Here is an 18,317-nt window from a genome sequence, read left to right on the forward strand (position 1 = left end):
GTTATGATAGCAGTTGGGATTTATGCAAGAAGACATACCAGCAGTGTAGACGGAGTTGTACTGGGCGGCAGCGCTGTCGGCCCGTGGCTTACCGCTTTTGCCTATGGGACCTCTTATTTCTCTGCTGTGGTATTTGTAGGATATGCCGGGCAGTTTGGCTGGAAGTACGGTCTGGCTTCAACATGGATCGGTATTGGGAATGCAGTGATCGGCAGCCTTTTAGCCTGGGTGATCCTGGGCAGGAGGACGCGGGTTATGAGCCAGCATCTGAAATCAAGGACCATGCCGGACTTCTTCGGAAGCAGATACGAGAGCAGGTCTTTGAAAATTACTGCTTCAGCGATTGTATTTATTTTTCTTGTGCCGTATACAGCGTCTATTTATAATGGGCTGTCCAGGCTTTTTGAGATGGCGTTCCATATTCCTTATGCATGGTGCGTTGTGATCATGGCAGTTATCACGGCTGTGTATGTGATACTGGGTGGATATATGGCTACAGCGATCAATGATTTTATTCAGGGGATCATTATGCTGATCGGTATTGTTGCCGTAATAGGAGCTGTACTGAGCGGGCAGGGCGGATTTATGGAAGCGGTCGGCAAGATGGCTGAAATTCCAAGCGACGTTCCTGTCACTATGGGGCAGCCGGGAGCGTTTACCTCATTTTTTGGTCCGGATCCTCTGAATCTTCTCGGGGTGGTGATCCTTACTTCCCTGGGGACCTGGGGACTCCCACAGATGATCCATAAATTTTATGCCATCCGGGATGAAAAATCTATCCATACCGGAACAGTGATCTCTACTTTATTTGCAGTTGTGATTTCAGGGGGATGTTACTTCCTTGGAGGATTTGGAAGATTGTTTGATTCGGCAGAGATTTATGACGGAAGCGGAGCGGTGGTTTATGACAGCATTATTCCTTTTATGCTATCCAGGCTTCCGGATATATTGGTGGGAATCGTAGTAATACTGGTGCTTTCGGCGTCCATGTCCACGCTTTCCTCACTGGTCCTGACTTCAAGCTCTACCCTGACGCTGGATTTTCTGAAAGACACTGTGTTTAAAAAGATGAGTGAAAAAAAGCAGGTTGCGGTGATGCAGGTGCTGATCGTGTTCTTCATTGTACTGTCCGTTGTCATCGCTCTGGATCCGCCTGCCTTTATTGCACAGCTTATGGGAATTTCATGGGGAGCTCTGGCAGGTGCGTTTCTGGCGCCGTTCATGTACGGTCTGTACTGGAAGGGCGTGACAAGAGCGGCTGTATGGGCAAGTTTTATAGCAGGAGTGGGAATTACAGTGTCCAATATGTTTCTTCATTACATTGAGTCTTCTATCAATGCGGGGGCTATTGCCATGCTTGCCGGAATGATCATCGTTCCAGTGGTGAGTCTGGCAACGCCTAAACTGTCAAAGGATCACCTGGATGGAATTTTTGCCTGCTATGAGGAGAGAGTTACCGTCAAAAAGAAGCATTCCCTGAAGGAGGATTAAGGCAAGAGACTTTGTATATAGGTTGACATATTCAAAGATGCTGTGTTATAATTATGTCTGCGCAAAAGGTTTTAATAAAAGTGTATTGACATTTGAAAGCAACTATAATAGTATATAAAACAGTAAGAGCGAACATTCGTTCGTGTCAGCAAGGAGAGTATGTTATGGCTAATGAAGAGAAGATAAAAGCGCTGGATGCAGCGATTGCAAAATTAGAGAAGGACTTCGGAAAAGGTACGGTGATGAAACTGGGCGATCCCAAGGCGCAGGTGGCTGTAGAAACGATCCCCACCGGATCTTTGAGCCTTGATCTGGCTTTAGGAGTGGGAGGCGTTCCGAGGGGACGTGTCGTTGAAATTTACGGACCGGAATCAAGTGGAAAGACAACGGTTGCCCTCCATATGATCGCAGAAGTACAGAAAAGAGGAGGAATTGCCGGATTTATTGATGCGGAACATGCGCTGGATCCGGTTTATGCTAAAAATATAGGCGTAGATATTGACGAGCTGTATATCTCACAGCCGGACAGTGGAGATCAGGCGCTGGAGATTTCGGAGACAATGGTGCGTTCCGGAGCTATGGATATTATTGTAATTGACTCTGTTGCGGCCCTGGTGCCGAAACAGGAGATAGAAGGAGATATGGGAGACAGCCATGTAGGTCTTCAGGCAAGGCTGATGTCCCAGGCGCTTAGAAAGCTGACCCCGGTTATCAGCAAATCCAACTGCGTGGTGATCTTTATTAATCAGCTCAGGGAAAAAGTGGGAGTAATGTTCGGAAATCCGGAAACGACCACAGGCGGACGTGCTTTGAAATTTTATGCTTCTGTGAGAATGGACATTCGAAGAACGGAGACTTTGAAGCAGGGCGGCGAGATGGTAGGAAATCATGTGCGTGTCAAGATCGTGAAGAACAAGATCGCGCCTCCGTTTAAAGAGGCAGAGTTTGACATCATGTTCGGAAAAGGAATCTCAAAAGAAGGAGATATTCTGGATCTTGCAACCAATATTAACCTTGTAAATAAGAGCGGAGCCTGGTATGCATACAATGGAAATAAGATCGGCCAGGGAAGAGAGAATGCCAAGAACTATCTGACAGAGCATCCTGATGTTATGGAGGAGCTGGAAGCAAAGGTAAGAGCCCATTATCACATTGACGGCAGCGCGACAGAGGATGACGAGGCAGAGAAGAAAGAGGAAGAATAATGACAGTGACACAGATTGAAGCTGTGGCAGGAGGAAAAACAAAATACAGAGTATTTTTGGACGGACAGCCCGCCTTTGTCTTGTACAAAGGCGAGCTGTCCCGTTATCATATCCGGGAGGGAGCTGTTCTGGAAGAGACTGTGCTGGCTCAGATTGAGGAAGTAATAAGAAAGCGGGCAAGGCTTCGCGCCATGCACCTTCTGAATGCCATGGAAAGGACAGAAAGCCAGCTTCGGTCCAAGCTGGAAGAGGGGGGCTATCCAAAGGAGGCGGTCCAGGACGCACTGGACTATGTGAAGTCGTTTGGGTATGTGAATGACGAAGATTATGCAAGACGTTTCGCCGAAAACCGTAAGAAAAGCAAAAGCAGGCGGGAAATCCAGAGTCTTCTTCTACAAAAAGGACTTTCAAGGGAAGAGGTGGAAAGTGCGCTGGAGGAAGTGTACGGGCAGGAAGATGCACTGGATGCTATCCGCCGTCTTGCCAAGAAAAGGCATTATGATCCGGCGACGGCAACTTCTAAAGAAAAACAGAAATTGTGCGCATATCTGACAAGGAAAGGCTTTCGCTATGAGGATATCCGTCAAGTGATACAAGTTCCCGATTGGAATGCTTGACATCTTTGTGAAAACAGTATAAAATTTAACTGTTGTATTTGTACAATGAAAATTAAATAAGGAGGTGCTCCTGTGCCGTATGGAATATTTATTGCTGTAGCTGCAGTGCTCGTTATAGCAGCAGCAGTCATCAGTCATTTCGTCACGGTTTCCAATCTGAAGAAGAATGCAGATTCTAAAATCGGAAGTGCGGAAAGCAAGGCCCGTGAGATCATTGATGACGCAGTGAAGACGGCAGAGGCCAAGAAAAAGGAATCCCTCTTAGAGATTAAAGAAGAATCTATCAGAACGAAGAATGAGCTCGAGAAAGAGACAAAGGAACGTCGGGCGGAATTACAGCGTTATGAGAAGAGAGTCTTATCCAAAGAGGAATCTCTGGACAAAAAGGCCGAAGCGATCGAGAAGCGCGAAGCAGGATTTACAGCAAAAGAAGAGCAGCTTAAAGCCAGAGAAGCAAAGGTGGAAGAGCTGAGCAAGCAAAGAGTACAGGAACTAGAAAGAATCTCAGGACTTACCTCCGAACAGGCAAAAGAGTATTTGTTAAAAACTGTTGAAGACGATGTGAAACATGATACTGCAAAAATGATAAAGGAAATGGAAGCGCAGGCGAAGGAAGAAGCAGAGAAAAAGGCAAAGGATTATGTCGTGACTGCTATCCAGAGATGTGCTGCAGATCATGTGGCTGAGACAACAATTTCTGTTGTACAGCTCCCAAGCGATGAAATGAAAGGAAGAATCATCGGACGTGAAGGAAGAAATATCCGGACGCTGGAAACCCTGACAGGTGTAGAACTTATTATTGATGATACACCGGAAGCGGTTGTATTGTCTGGATTTGATCCGATCCGAAGAGAGGTTGCAAGAATTGCCCTTGAAAAGCTGATTGTTGACGGACGTATTCATCCCGCAAGGATTGAGGAGATGGTGGAGAAAGCACAGAAAGAAGTGGAAGCTGTTATCCGGGAAGAAGGAGAGGCGGCTGCTCTTGAAGTAGGTGTTCACGGAATCCATCCGGAGCTTATCAGACTCCTTGGAAGAATGAAATTCCGTACCAGCTATGGTCAGAATGCGCTGAAACATTCTATTGAAGTTGCGCAGCTGGCAGGTCTTCTTGCAGGCGAGATTGGATTGGATGTGCGTCTTGCAAAGAGAGCTGGACTTTTACATGATATCGGTAAATCCATCGATCATGATGTAGAAGGATCCCATATCCAGATTGGTGTAGAACTTTGCAGAAAGTACAAAGAATCAGCAACTGTGATCAATGCGGTAGAAGCTCATCATGGCGATGTGGAGCCAGAATCCCTGATTGCGTGCGTGGTTCAGGCGGCAGACACTATTTCAGCTGCAAGACCTGGCGCAAGAAGAGAAACCATCGAAACATATACAAACAGATTAAAACAATTAGAAGATATCAGCAACCAGTTTAAGGGTGTTGAGAAATCTTTTGCTATTCAGGCCGGTAGAGAGATTCGTATTATGGTAGTTCCAGAACAAGTATCTGATGCAGATATGGTATTACTGGCAAGAGATATTTCCAAGCAGATTGAGTATGAATTGGAGTATCCAGGACAGATAAAGGTAAATGTAATCCGGGAATCAAGGGTTACAGATTATGCCAAATAGATGATAAGTCTGAAATAAAAAAGAGTTCCGTGAGCGGAACTCTTTTTTAGTAGGGGAATCCACTTTATTTTATATGGACAGGAGAGAATAAAAATTATGAGTGAAGAGATCAAAAGAATAAAAAGAGAATTGGTGCATAAAGGCGCAGTGATTGATATATACGAAGATACTATGGAATTTCCGGACGGACATACGGCCAAATGGGATTATATCCATCATGACGGAGCAGCCGCTGTTATTCCGGCGCTGCCGGATGGAAGGATCCTGATGGTGAGACAATACCGCAATGCCCTGGAGAGGGAAACGATAGAAATACCGGCCGGAAAGCTGGATGATCCGAAAGAACCAGGCATTGAATGCGCATCCAGGGAATTGGAAGAAGAGACGGGATACCGGTGCGAACATCTGGAACCGCTTTTGACACTGCACACAACAGTAGCGTTCTGTAACGAGAGGATTGAGGTGTTTGCGGCCCGTAATCTGATCCCTTCCAGACAGCATCTTGATGAGGATGAATTTATTGATGTGGAAGCGTATACAATGGAAGAACTGAAGGAGAAGATTTTTTCCGGTGAGCTTCAGGACTCCAAAACAGTAGCGGCAATTCTGGCTTATGAAGTAAAATATTGTCAGGACCGGATGGAGAAGAGGAAGACAGGAAAATAAAAGAATACAGGAAAGGCATATCCTTGAATAGCCGGCATATAATGAAATATCTTGTGACATGAGAGTCAGGCATGGAGGTATGCGGGTGAAAACAAGGGATTATGGCAGAATTTTTTTCATTTTCTGTATGGCGGGGTTCCTTTTGGGAATTTTGTATACGAATATTATGTCTGGGCAATATCTTTCTTCGGGCGGAATGTTCAGTGAATATTATATGAGCCAGTATCTTCATACGGAAATTCAGGCTGAAGAGTATTTCTGGTATATCCTGCCGATAAGGATTCTGCCGCTTGTGCTTCTTGCTTTGGCCGGGAAAATAAAATTTCGGCGGTGGGCAGCGGCAGGAGTACTGGCCTGGACAGGCTTCCTGCTGGGTATTCTGTTTACGGCAGCTATCATGCAGCTTGGAATAAAGGGAATTATTGTATGTCTAGCGGCGCTTCTTCCGCAGGGAATCTTTTATGCAGCGGGATATGGGCTTGTGCTGTGGCATCTGTATCTTTATCCGCAGATACGCTGGAATTTGACAAAAACGATAGCAGTAGCGGCAGTGATTTTAGTCGGAATTATATTGGAGTGTTACACAAATCCGATTTTTATGAAAATTGTGCTAAAAACAATTTGATTTTTTTGAATTTTCTTCGTATAATCTAAGTTATACGATGGGAGATAAAAGAATATGGAGAAAATAGTTTTAGAGTATGTTGAGTATTTAAAAGCGACAAAGGGAATATCTGTCAATACGGAGATGGCGTATCGCCGCGATTTGATGAAACTTGTGCGCTATTTGACAGGACAGGATATCTATAAAGCGGATGAAGTTACTTCCACAAATTTGACTTCATATATGCTTTTTATGGAAAAACAGCAGCTGACGAATACAACGATATCAAGAAATGTCGCTTCAATAAAGGGATTCTTTCATTATCTGCTGAAAAAGAAATATATTACGGAAGATGTATCAGATTGTCTGACAAGTCCGAAGGTAGAAAGAAGGGAACCAAAGAGTGCGACAAAGGAAGATGTGGAGAAGGTTCTTTCCGTACCTTCCGGCAAGACTCCGAAGCTTCTTCGAGACAAGGCAATGATAGAACTTTTGTATTCTACCGGAATTATGGTGGAAGAACTTGTAGCTCTGAGGGTTCAGGATATCAACATGGAAATGGGATATCTGCAGTGCAGCCTTAGCGGAAATGAAAATGCATATCCGATTGATAAACAGGCATTGAAAGCTTTGCGTACTTATTTAAAAAGTGGAAGAGAGCCACTTTTGAAAGGCCGTGATTCCGACGTCCTCTTTCCAAATATCAGCGGAAAGAAAATGAGCCGGCAGGGCTTTTGGAAGATACTGAAAGGGTATGCGGCAAAAGCCGGAATCAAAGGGACTATCACTCCAAGTATGCTTCGGCATTCCTAAGACGGCAGTTTCATAACGGGAATTTTACAAATATTTGACGCATTATGGGAAAACGAAAGGACATTCCGGACGGATGTCCTTTTTTGTTGTATGACGGGAAAATTGGCTCTATCCCTCTTGCATTCGAAATCGAGGTTCGGTATAATGATTAACGTTTGCGTAAAAAATGCAGGAGGAAACAAAAATGGAAAAAGACATGACAGTAGGAAGCCCGGGAAGGGCCATTTTGAACTTTACGATACCCATTTTTATCGGAAATATATTTCAGCAGCTGTATAATATGGCGGACGCAGTGATCGTAGGGAAGTTTGTAGGGCCGCAGGCACTGGCGGCGGTGGGATCCTGCGGAACAATTATGTTTTTGATCCTGGGATTCTTACTTGGACTTACGGCAGGATTTACCGTGATCACTTCACAGTATTTCGGGGCCGGAAACAAAAAGGCTGTGCGGCAGTCTGTCGCATCAGCGGCAATTTTGTCTGCAGCCATATCCGTCATTATGACAGTGGGCAGTATGCTTGCAATGAAACAGATTCTGGCGTGGATGAATACGCCTTCAGACATTTATGGGGAAGCTTACGGATATATTATGGTAATCTGCGGGGGAATTGCGGCTCAGGTGCTCTATAACCTTTTGGCCAGCATTCTGCGTGCTCTCGGCAACAGTAAAGTGCCCTTATATTTCCTTGTACTGGCGGCATTTTTGAATGTGGTACTGGATCTTGTGTTTATTATTGTGTTCCACATGGGAGCGGCGGGAGCGGCTTTCGCGACGGTGATCTCACAGGGTGTATCGGGACTACTGTGTCTTGTATACATCGGGAAAAAGGTTCCAGAACTCCATCTGAAAAAGGAGGATTGGAAGATAAACTGGAGTATGGCTGGATGGCAGATGAAGATCGGTCTTCCTATGGCACTGCAGTATTCCATTACTGCAGTGGGAACTATCATGGTCCAGGCTGCCCTGAATACGCTGGGATCACTGGCAGTTGCAGGGTTTGCGGCAGCCAGCAAGATCGAGCAGGTAGTGACACAGGCATATGTCGCCCTGGGGACAGCGATGGCAACTTACTGCGCACAGAATACAGGGGCGGGAAGATTTGACCGGATCAGGCAAGGATTTGGAGCGTCCACTCTGATCGGATGTATCTATGCGGTCCTGACAGGAGCTGCTGTCATTTTGGGAGGGAAATATCTCACCATTCTTTTTGTATCAGAACAGGTGAATGAGATTATGCATCTTGCAGATATCTATCTGAAATGTGTGGCTGTTACTTTTATTCCTTTGGCTGTTGTCAACATTTACAGGAATGGGATACAGGGAATGGGATACGGACTGCTCCCAATGCTGGCAGGTGTGGCAGAGCTGATCGGAAGAGGAAGTGTTGCTCTTATTTCCGCTTCCCGCGGAAGCTATATAGGAACATGCATGGCCAGCCCCGCTGCCTGGATTTTGGCAGGCGGCCTTCTTCTGATTATGTATTTTGGTATTGTTTATACTAAAAACAGAGAGGGAAAGAGAAAAAAAGCTGTCAGAAAAGGGTGATCATTTATTCCATTTTCAGAGAACCTATGCTATACTTTACCTTAGGTATGCACAAATGAAGAATACCAGGTGTGCATCTCATTATGTTGGAAAATAAGGAGCATGACTTTATGAAAAGAGTATTGTTAAAGTTAAGCGGAGAAGCGCTTGCAGGAGATAAAAAGACCGGATTTGATGAGGCGACTTGCATTGGAGTTGCCCGTCAGGTGAAAACACTTGCAGATGACGGATATCAGATTGCTATTGTGACAGGAGGGGGAAATTTCTGGAGAGGAAGAACCAGTGAAACGATCGACCGTACAAAAGCAGATCAGATCGGGATGCTGGCAACAGTGATGAACTGTATTTATGTATCAGATATTTTCCGCCATGTAGGTATGAAAACGGAAGTGTTCACTCCTTTTGTGTGCGGAGCATTTACAACACTGTTTTCCAAAGATAAGGCAGTGGAAGCGCTGGAAGAAGGGAAAGTAATCTTTTTTGCAGGGGGAACCGGACATCCGTACTTTTCTACAGATACGGGAGCCGTTCTTCGGGCAATCGAGATTGAGGCGGATGCCATGCTTCTTGCAAAGGCAATCGACGGTATCTATGACAGCGATCCCAAGGTAAATCCAAATGCGGTGAAGTATGATGAGATTTCCATTCAGGAAATTATCGATAAAAAGTTGATGGCCGTGGATCTGACAGCGTCCATTATGTGTCTGGAAAATAAAATGCCCATGCTGGTGTTCGGACTGGGCGAAGAAAACAGTATTGTGAACACTATGTCAGGAACCTTTACCGGTACAAAAGTGACCGTGTAGTATAAAGAAAGATAAGGGAGGAAATTACTATGAACGAAAAACTGCAGGTATATGAAGAAAAAATGAAAAAGACACTGGCAAACCTGGACGGAGAGCTGGCCACAATACGTGCCGGCCGTGCCAACCCGAATGTGCTCAATAAGATTACGGTAGATTACTATGGAACACCGACGCCGATTCAGCAGGTTGCAAACATTTCTGTACCGGAAGCCCGTATGATACAGATCCAGCCATGGGAAAAGAGTATGCTCAAGGTGATTGAAAAAGCTATCAATATGTCAGATCTGGGCATCAATCCTACAAACGACGGAACTACAGTACGCCTGGTATTTCCGGAACTTACAGAAGAGCGCAGGAAAGAGCTGGTAAAAGATGTAAAGAAAAAGGGAGAACAGGCAAAGGTAGCGATCCGAAATATCAGAAGAGATGGAAATGATGCCTTCAAAAAACTGAAAGGAAGCGACGTCTCAGAGGATGAGATCAAAGATCTGGAAGACCAGCTGCAGAAACTGACTGATAAATATGTGGCAGAAGCAGAAAAATCAGTAGAGCATAAGTCAAAAGAAGTCATGACAGTTTAAACGAAAGGACAAAACGGGGACGGGGACATGAAAATAGTGTCCCCGTTTAAAGCGTCAGGCGTAATGCCTTTTCCCGATAAAAGAACATAGCAGGAGGAATTTGGTGATGAATATACCAAGACATGTGGCGATCATCCTGGACGGAAACGGACGATGGGCAAAATCTAAGGGAATGCCCAGAAATTACGGCCACGCACAGGGGAGTAAAACAGTAGAAAAAATCTGCGAAGAGGCCTGGAGGATGGGAATAAAGTATCTTACCGTTTATGCTTTTTCCACGGAGAACTGGAACCGCCCCAAAGATGAGGTGGATGCGCTGATGAAGCTGCTCCGTAATTATATGAAAACTTGCCTGAAAACAGCAGAAAAAAATGATATGAAGATACGTGTCATTGGAGACAAAACCAGGCTGGCACAGGACATTCAGGATCGGATCAATGAGCTGGAAGCAGCTACCGTCAATAATGGAGGGCTGAATTTTCAGATTGCTATTAATTACGGAAGCAGGGATGAAATTCTACGTGCTGTCAGAAGAATTGCCCAGGATGCGGCTTCCGGGATTCTGGATCCGAAGTCTGTTGATGAGTCCTGTTTTGAGTCCTATCTGGATACACATGATATTCCCGATCCGGATCTTTTGATCCGCACAAGCGGTGAGGAACGTCTTTCCAACTATCTGCTGTGGCAGCTGGCATATTCCGAGTTCTACTTCACAGACGTACTCTGGCCTGATTTTTCAAAGGAGGAACTTTGGAAAGCAATCGAACAGTATAATGCCAGAGACCGCCGATATGGGAAGGTGTAGGAGAGGGAGGAATAACAGATGTTTAAAACGAGACTTTTAAGTGGGATCATACTGGTGATCGTGCTGATCATTACTGTGGGATACGGAGGCAATCTGCTGTTCGGAGTCCTGGCGGTGATCAGTTTGATCGGCATGAGTGAACTTTATAAAGTAGTAAAAGTGGAAAGAGTAAGCCTGGGCATTGCGGGTTATCTGGCGGCAATGGTTTACTATGGGCTGTTGTTTACAGGAAGAATGGAAATGGTGACAGCCCTTTTGGTCCTGTTCCTTGTAGTGGTGATGGCGGTCTATGTTTTCGCATTTCCAAAGTACCGTACGGAACAGGTGATGGTTACCTATTTTGGACTGTTTTACGTAGCAGTCATGCTCTCCTATGTTTATCAGACAAGAATGCTGCCGGACGGCGGAGTGGCAGTGTGGCTGATCTTCTTAAGTTCCTGGGGATGCGATACCTGTGCTTACTGTGTAGGCATGCTTATCGGAAAGCATAAAATGGCGCCTAAGTTAAGCCCGAAAAAATCTATAGAAGGAGGAGTGGGCGGTGTACTTGGAGCGGCTCTTCTTGGAGCATTATTCTCACTGGCCATGAATCACTGGGCGCAGGCGGAAGTTTCGCCGGCATTCTATGCACTGATATGCGGAATCGGAGGCATTATTTCCCAGATCGGGGATCTTGCCGCTTCAGCTATTAAAAGAAACCATGAGATCAAGGATTATGGAAAGCTGATCCCGGGCCACGGAGGGATCCTGGATCGGTTTGACAGCGTGATCTTTACAGCTCCGGTCATCTATTATCTGACAGTGCTGCTTGGATAGGAGGCGGAAAGAAAATGAAGAAAATAGGGATTCTTGGCTCTACTGGTTCCATTGGAACTCAGACCCTGGAAGTGGTAAGGGAAAATAAGGATATTGAAGTGACTGCTCTGGCAGCCGGAAGCAATATCCGGCTTCTGGAAGAACAGATCCGTGAGTTTGCGCCCCGTATTGCCGCTGTATGGGATGAAAAGAAGGCGAAAGAGCTGAAAGAGAGAGTAAAAGACCTGCCGGTTAAGATTGTTTCCGGTATGGATGGGCTGATCCAGGTATCAGCATTTGAGGAAATGGAGATACTGGTAACAGCAATTGTCGGAATGATCGGCATACGTCCTACAATGGAAGCTATAAAGGCGGGAAAAGATATTGCTCTTGCAAATAAAGAAACTTTAGTGACAGCAGGTCATCTTATTATGCCTCTTGCAAAAGAAAACGGAGTTTCTATTCTACCGGTGGACAGTGAACACAGCGCTATTTTCCAGTCTCTTCAGGGAGGACAGCAAAAGGCTGTGAAAAAGATCCTTCTTACTGCATCAGGAGGACCTTTCAGAGGAAAGAAAAGAGAAGAACTTGCAGATATCCAGGTGGAGGATGCACTGAAACACCCAAATTGGGAGATGGGAAGGAAGATTACCATTGATTCCTCTACCATGGTAAACAAAGGCTTGGAAGTGATCGAGGCAAAGTGGCTTTTTGATGTGGATGTCAGTCAGATTCAGGTTGTGGTTCAGCCCCAGAGCGTCATTCACTCCATGGTGGAATATGAGGACGGAGCGGTGATTGCTCAGCTTGGCACTCCGGATATGAAGCTTCCTATACAGTATGCTCTTTACTATCCGGAGCGGAGGTATCTGCCGGGCGAACGGCTGGATTTCTGGAATCTGGGAAAACTGGACTTTGAAAAGCCGGATACCGATACATTTTACGGTCTTGCCCTTGCATACGAAGCAGGAAGAAGAGGCGGCAGCCTGCCTACGGTGTTTAATGCGGCAAATGAGCGGGCAGTGCAGCTTTTCCTGGAGCGGAAAATCGGTTATCTGGAAATCCCGAAGATTATAAAGGAATGTATGGAAAGACACAAAAATGTGGAACAGCCGTCTCTTGAAGAGATATTGGATACGGAAGAGGGGGTATATGAATATATCAACAGCAGGAAATAGCAGGAGGTAGAATTTGGGAATCATCATTGCAATTTTAATCTTCAGTTTTATCATATTTTTTCACGAGCTGGGACATTTTGTTCTGGCAAAGCTCAATGGCATTGAGGTACAGGAATTTGCGATCGGAATGGGGCCGGCCCTTTTTGCAAAGGAGTATCATGGAACACTCTATGCGGTCAGGATCTTTCCGATCGGAGGATACTGTGCAATGGGGGAAGATGACGAGGCAACGGATTCACCTGCCAATTTCAATAATAAATCAGTGTGGGCAAGGATTTCCGTCATTGCTGCAGGTCCTGTCTTTAACTTTATCCTGGCTTTTGTCTGTGCGATAGTGCTGATCGCTTTCGTGGGATATGACGAGCCGGTGATCGGATCTCTCGACGAAGGATATCCGGCACAAGAGGCAGATCTGCAGCCCGGAGACCGGATAGTGGAGATCAATGGAAAGAATATCCATCTTTTCCGAGAGGTGAAGACTTACAATCAGTTCCACCAGGGGGAAGAAGTGGAGATTATCTTTGAGAGGGACGGAATAGAGCGGGGAGTGATCCTGCAGCCAAAGTATAATGAAGAGATATCCTATTATCTTCTTGGAATCAACGGAGCGGGAAATACCAGGGCAACGCCTCTTAAAACATTGCAGTACAGTGCTTACGAGGTGAAATACTGGATCGACACGACTTTGTCCAGTCTGAAAATGCTTGTTACAGGGCAGATTGGAATAGACCAGCTTTCCGGGCCGGTAGGAATTGTGGATGTGGTAGATTCCACCTATAAGGAGACAAGAGATTATGGAGCGCTGACAGTGACCGTGAACATGCTGAACATTGCGATCCTGATATCAGCCAACCTGGGGGTAATGAATCTGCTTCCTCTTCCGGCACTCGATGGAGGGCGACTCGTGTTTCTCGCCATTGAGGCTGTGCGGAGGAAGAGGATTTCGCCGGAAAAAGAGGGGTATGTACACTTTGCCGGTATTGTTGTTTTGATGGTGCTGATGGTTGTTGTCCTGTTCAATGACATTCAGAGGGTATTTTTCTAGAGAATACCCTCTTTTTTTCTGCAGGAGAAATAGATTCGGAGGAATGAGAAAATGGAAGAAAATAAAAATATTTCCGCCACAATCCGTCGTGCAGAACGATTTCAGGTTATTCTGATCGGCGAGGGGATAATCGTCGGGGGGATTGGCGGACTTGTAGTGATCTTATATCGAATGATCCTTGGATGCGCCGGGGACTGGCTAAATAGGATCTTAAGCTTCATAACCGGACATCCGCTGTTGATTGCCGGCTGGTTCATGGTTTTGGTTTTAATGGCGCTGCTGACAGCAGCACTTGTCTCATATGAACCGTTGATCTCAGGAAGCGGCATCCCGCAGTTGGAAGGGGAGATTGCCGGGAAGATCGATCAGGCCTGGTGGCGGGTGCTTCCGGCAAAATTTGCAGGAGGATTTCTCTGCATTTTCGGCGGTCTGGCTCTTGGACGGGAAGGTCCGTCCATTCAGCTGGGGGCCATGGCGGGAAAAGTTGTGTCACGCCTTCTTGACCGGGGAAAGACGGAGGAAAAATTTCTGCTCACCTGCGGCGCCAGTGCAGGTTTGGCCGCTGCCTTTCATGCGCCGCTTGCCGGAGTTATGTTCTCTTTGGAGGAAGTTCATAAGAATTTCTCTGTGTCTGTGCTGATTTCTGTCATGTCGGCTTCTCTTACAGCAGATTTTCTTGCCACAACAATTCTGGGGAGAGAATCTGTATTTTCTTTTGAACTTCTGAAAGTTCTGCCTACAGAGTATTATGGAATGATCCTTGCCCTTGGCGTCCTGCTTGGCGTTCTTGGTGCGTTTTATAACTGGTTTACCCTGAAGATCCAGGCATTGTACAGCTGCATGACAAGGATGGGAAACACAGGAAAAATCCTGATCCCCTTTTTGTGTGCGGGAGTCATTGGGCTTTTTGCTCCTGAAATGCTGGGAACAGGGCATATGCTTATTGAAGAGTTGACAGCAGGAGAGATGGCCCTTGGAACCATGGTATTTTTTCTGGTGGGAAGATTTCTGTTCTCCGCCGTCAGTTTTGGCTCCGGTGCGCCGGGAGGAATCTTTTTTCCTATGCTGATCATCGGTGCGTTTATCGGAGGTATTTTTGCGGAGGCAGGTCATGTCCTTTTCGGATTGGAGGAAATTTACCTGAATAACTTTGTTCTTCTTGCCATGGCCGGCTATTTTACGGCAATTGTCCGTGCGCCTCTGACCGGTATTATACTTATTTTTGAAATGACAGGTTCTGTCAATCAGATGCTCTCCCTGGCGCTTGTGTCTATCATGGCTTATATTGTAGCGACTTTAATGCGCTCAGAGCCGATTTATGAAAGCCTTCTTAGAAATCTTCTGAAAAAGAGAGGAGAAAAAGTACTTGAGAGGAGAGGAGAAAAAGTACTGACAGAATGTACGGTTATGCTTGGCTCCTGTGCGGCAGGAAGGAGAATACGGGAAGTGGAATGGCCGGAGCGGTGCCTACTTGTGTCCGTGCGAAGGGGAGAAGAGGAAATTATCCCAAGGGGAAGCACAAAAATACAAACAGGGGACTGCCTTGCCTTTTTGACCGATGAAGCAGACAGTCCGGCGGTAATCGGAGAAATCCGGAAAATATGCAGTGAAAATCTGACAGATTTTCATGTGAATTAAAAAGGAGAACAGGGGAATGATTACTTTACTCCCCTGTTTTCCTTTTTGCATATTGACGCTATGTAAAGTCCGAGATACATAAGACACAACAAAAAGACAGTTCCCTGGCTGATAAGAAGTCCCCACAAGTATCCGCGGATTCCCGAAAGAGGAATCATGAAAAAGACGCTGGCAATCCTAAGAAGCAGTCCGGCTGTATTAAGCAGAAAAGAAATGTTGGCCTTTCCTAGTCCGTTGATGACGCTAAGAAGAGTGCTGTTTGTATAGAGGAAGGGACATATCCAGGCCAGAGTTATGATAAACTCTCCGGCCATCCGGCTGTGGAAAAGAAGTTCCCCTGCCAGCTGTCCAAAGAGGAGAAAAGCAAAGCAACAGGCAAGCCCCAGGGCAAAACAGCAGAAGAAGACTTTCCGGATCACTTCCCGAAGCTTTTTTATGCTTCCGCCAGCCTGGATTTCAGCAACTGCGGGAAGGAGCATGGTGGAGATGGAATTGGTGATGGCTGATGGAAAGAGGATGCAGGGAAGAGCCATACCGGTCAGAACCCCATAGATACTTAAGGAGTCACTGACAGAAAATCCGAAGATCTGGAGCTTTGCAGGGATGGAAACGGCTTCTGTGCTTTGGAGGATATTTAAAAGTACACGGTTGCCGGTCAGAGGAAGAGAAGTCTGAAGGATGCCCCTCATTCCATTTCTCCAGCTGCCCGGCTTTTGAGGAAGAACTGCAGAAGCAGGAAGAAGCGTCTGCCTTTTTTCTTTACGAAAAGCGTGGAGAGAAAAAAGGGAGGAAAATATTTCCCCCATTACCAGTCCGACAGCAGCAAGAGAGATGCCGGCTGACAAAGAGCGCTCCATAAAATAACGGTAAAGAAAGAAGACAGAGCACACCCTGGCAATCTGTTCAACCAGCTGTGAAATGGCTGGTATCCTTGTCTTTTTTAATCCGATATAGTACCCGCATATGCAGCTGTGGACAGCGGCAAAGGGCATGGCGTAGGAGATGATAATAAGCAAAGGGGCACACCTCGGTTCTCCTAAAAAGAAGGAAGCGATAAAATCTGCTTCCTTTTGCATAAGAAGCATCATGATACAAGAGGGGAGGAAAGATAAAAAAAGGCCACAGTATAAAAATATAACCGCCCTTTTTTTATCTCCCAGAGAAGAACTTGCAGCCACGTTCCTTGCAACGGCAGTTTCAATACCGGCACAGCACAGGGAAAAGCAGAGCGCATAAACCGGAAAGATCAGCTGATAGAGCCCCACGCTTTCCTCTCCGAAAGACTGACTTAAAAAGATACGGTAAAAAAAGCCGATAAACCGGGTAGCAAAACCGGTTAATGTAAGAATAAATGCGCCTTTGATAATGGCGTGTTTCTGATCCATAGAAAACTCCCAGGTAGCCTTGTTACAGCATATTCCGATTTTCTCCTTGACAGAACACCCGGCGGGTGATATTCTACTGATAGAAATTCCGAGTAAAATACTAGGGATTGGGAAGAAGGTGGAAAAATGAAGCTTTCAACAAAAGGAAGATACGGGCTTCGCGCTCTTATTGATCTGGCAAGATACAGCGAGGAAGAGCCTGTTTCCATAAGCAGTATTGCAGCGCGCCAGGATATTTCGGAAGGATATCTGGAACAGCTGATGGCGCTCATGAAAAGAGCCGGTCTTGTAAAGAGTATTCGGGGAGCGGCAGGAGGATATGTGCTGGCAAAGTCTGCAAAAGAGATTTCTGTAGGAGATGTGCTTCGTGCTCTGGAGGGAAAGCTGGAACCGGCTGAATGCGCTGCTTTCCATCCTGAAAAGGGGTGCAAGGCTTCTGCCAACTGTGTAACGAAATATGTCTGGCAAAAGATCAATGACAGTATCAATCAGACTGTAGATGAAATCCATCTGAATGAACTGGTGGAGGAGAGCAAAGTTCTTGGCGAGAATGAGGAGAATACAGAGAAAGCATGCAGCAGAAAATAGATAGAAAATGACTGCAGATAGGAGGAGAAAATGGAAAAACTGATTTATTTAGATAATGCAGCAACAACAAAAACAGCGCCGGAAGTAGTGGAGGCCATGCTTCCTTATTTTACGGAGAATTATGGAAATCCGTCCAGTGTATACAGTTTTGCTTCCAAAAACAAGGATGCAGTGACAAGGCAAAGAGAGATCATCGCTGAAGCGCTGGGAGCGAAGAGCAATGAGATTTACTTTACAGCCGGTGGTTCGGAATCCGACAACTGGGCCCTGAAAGCAACGGCGGAAGCATATGGAGAAAAAGGAAAACACATTATTACTACAAAAATAGAGCATCATGCGATTCTCCATACGGCAGAGTATCTGGAAAGAAAAGGATTTGAAGTGACTTATCTGGATGTGGATGAAAATGGAACCGTGCATCCGGAAGAAGTTGAGAAGGCTATCCGCCCGGATACCATCCTTATTTCTGTTATGTTTGCAAATAATGAGATCGGAACGATCGAACCTATTAAGGAAATCGGGAAGATTGCCAGTGAACACGGCATTTTATTCCATACAGACGCTGTGCAGGCTTTCGGACAGGTTCCCATCAATGTAGATGAGTGCCACATTGATATGTTAAGTGCCAGCGGCCATAAGCTGAACGGCCCGAAAGGAATCGGTTTTCTCTATATCCGGAAGGGAGTAAGAATCCGTTCTTTCATCCACGGAGGAGGACAGGAGAGAAAACGCCGCGCCGGAACAGAAAATGTACCAGGCATCATCGGACTTGGAAAAGCAGTGGAAAGAGCAGTGAACACGATGGATGTAAGAGCGCGGAAGGAAACAGAACTTCGTGATTATCTGATCGGCCGTGTTTTGGATGAAATTCCGTATACAAAGCTGAACGGGGAGAGGACAAAGCGTCTGCCTAACAATGCCAACTTCA

The 18,317-nt window shown here is 45.9% G+C and carries 18 protein-coding genes; 17 read left to right on the top strand and 1 reads right to left on the bottom strand.

Translation table 11 applies throughout. The annotated features are described in order from the left end of the window. The 15 genes from WJ238_RS09725 to WJ238_RS09795 all read left to right on the top strand — a co-directional run. Window positions 1-1,491: sodium:solute symporter family transporter (locus tag WJ238_RS09725; RefSeq protein ID WP_337606818.1), on the top strand; the 1,491-nt coding region annotated here is incomplete at its 5' end. Window positions 1,492-1,655: 164 nt separating this feature from the next. After that, complete coding sequence (gene recA, locus WJ238_RS09730) at window positions 1,656-2,696, top strand: recombinase RecA (protein ID WP_337606819.1); 1,041 nt, start codon at window positions 1,656-1,658, stop codon at window positions 2,694-2,696. After that, window positions 2,696-3,313, top strand: coding sequence for a regulatory protein RecX (locus tag WJ238_RS09735; RefSeq protein ID WP_316264796.1), 618 nt, complete (start codon window positions 2,696-2,698; stop codon window positions 3,311-3,313). The genes recA and WJ238_RS09735 overlap by 1 nt, the downstream gene beginning before the upstream one ends. A gap of 72 nt (window positions 3,314-3,385) precedes the next feature. After that, window positions 3,386-4,939, top strand: a complete 1,554-nt coding sequence (gene rny, locus WJ238_RS09740) for a ribonuclease Y (RefSeq protein WP_230105922.1) — start codon at window positions 3,386-3,388, stop codon at window positions 4,937-4,939. Between the two features lie 96 nt (window positions 4,940-5,035). Next, window positions 5,036-5,605, top strand: a complete 570-nt coding sequence (locus WJ238_RS09745; protein WP_316270237.1) for an NUDIX domain-containing protein — start codon at window positions 5,036-5,038, stop codon at window positions 5,603-5,605. Window positions 5,606-5,690: 85 nt separating this feature from the next. Beyond that, window positions 5,691-6,230: a stage II sporulation protein M gene (locus WJ238_RS09750; protein WP_256193546.1), complete on the top strand. Its 540-nt coding sequence runs from the start codon at window positions 5,691-5,693 to the stop codon at window positions 6,228-6,230. Window positions 6,231-6,284: 54 nt separating this feature from the next. Continuing rightward, the gene (locus WJ238_RS09755; RefSeq protein ID WP_337606821.1) at window positions 6,285-7,022 is read left to right on the top strand and encodes a tyrosine-type recombinase/integrase; all 738 of its coding nucleotides are present in this window, start codon (window positions 6,285-6,287) and stop codon (window positions 7,020-7,022) included. A gap of 184 nt (window positions 7,023-7,206) precedes the next feature. After that, entirely contained in the window at window positions 7,207-8,568 is a 1,362-nt protein-coding gene (locus WJ238_RS09760) for an MATE family efflux transporter (RefSeq protein WP_337606822.1), read from the top strand. A 110-nt stretch (window positions 8,569-8,678) separates the two neighbouring features. Next, a complete protein-coding gene (pyrH, locus tag WJ238_RS09765) occupies window positions 8,679-9,374 on the top strand; it encodes a UMP kinase (protein WP_316269029.1) in 696 nt (231 codons plus the stop codon). Between the two features lie 29 nt (window positions 9,375-9,403). Continuing rightward, the gene (gene frr / locus WJ238_RS09770; protein WP_230105928.1) at window positions 9,404-9,955 is read left to right on the top strand and encodes a ribosome recycling factor; all 552 of its coding nucleotides are present in this window, start codon (window positions 9,404-9,406) and stop codon (window positions 9,953-9,955) included. A 106-nt stretch (window positions 9,956-10,061) separates the two neighbouring features. After that, a complete protein-coding gene (gene uppS, locus WJ238_RS09775) occupies window positions 10,062-10,760 on the top strand; it encodes an undecaprenyl pyrophosphate synthase (protein WP_230105929.1) in 699 nt (232 codons plus the stop codon). A gap of 18 nt (window positions 10,761-10,778) precedes the next feature. Further along, complete coding sequence (locus WJ238_RS09780) at window positions 10,779-11,576, top strand: phosphatidate cytidylyltransferase (protein WP_256193549.1); 798 nt, start codon at window positions 10,779-10,781, stop codon at window positions 11,574-11,576. Window positions 11,577-11,590: 14 nt separating this feature from the next. Then, window positions 11,591-12,733 carry a 1-deoxy-D-xylulose-5-phosphate reductoisomerase gene (locus WJ238_RS09785; protein WP_230105931.1) on the top strand — a complete coding sequence of 381 codons (1,143 nt, stop codon included), beginning with the start codon at window positions 11,591-11,593 and terminating at the stop codon, window positions 12,731-12,733. A 13-nt stretch (window positions 12,734-12,746) separates the two neighbouring features. Continuing rightward, entirely contained in the window at window positions 12,747-13,778 is a 1,032-nt protein-coding gene (rseP, locus tag WJ238_RS09790) for an RIP metalloprotease RseP (protein ID WP_337606824.1), read from the top strand. Window positions 13,779-13,829: 51 nt separating this feature from the next. Beyond that, entirely contained in the window at window positions 13,830-15,416 is a 1,587-nt protein-coding gene (locus WJ238_RS09795; protein WP_316269024.1) for a chloride channel protein, read from the top strand. A 20-nt stretch (window positions 15,417-15,436) separates the two neighbouring features. Here the strand turns inward: WJ238_RS09795 and WJ238_RS09800 are convergent, their stop codons facing one another. Further along, window positions 15,437-16,801: an oligosaccharide flippase family protein gene (locus tag WJ238_RS09800; RefSeq protein ID WP_337606825.1), complete on the bottom strand. Its 1,365-nt coding sequence runs from the start codon at window positions 16,799-16,801 to the stop codon at window positions 15,437-15,439. A gap of 126 nt (window positions 16,802-16,927) precedes the next feature. Here WJ238_RS09800 and WJ238_RS09805 point away from each other — a divergent pair, with 126 nt between their 5' ends. Beyond that, window positions 16,928-17,389 (top strand): RrF2 family transcriptional regulator, encoded by a 462-nt coding sequence (locus WJ238_RS09805; RefSeq protein ID WP_230105935.1) that lies wholly within the window; start codon window positions 16,928-16,930, stop codon window positions 17,387-17,389. 30 nt (window positions 17,390-17,419) lie between these two features. Continuing rightward, on the top strand, window positions 17,420-18,317 hold an 898-nt coding region (locus tag WJ238_RS09810), incomplete at its 3' end, for a cysteine desulfurase family protein (protein WP_337606826.1).

This window comes from Claveliimonas sp., assembly GCF_037273965.1.
Lineage (GTDB): Bacteria > Bacillota > Clostridia > Lachnospirales > Lachnospiraceae > Claveliimonas > Claveliimonas bilis.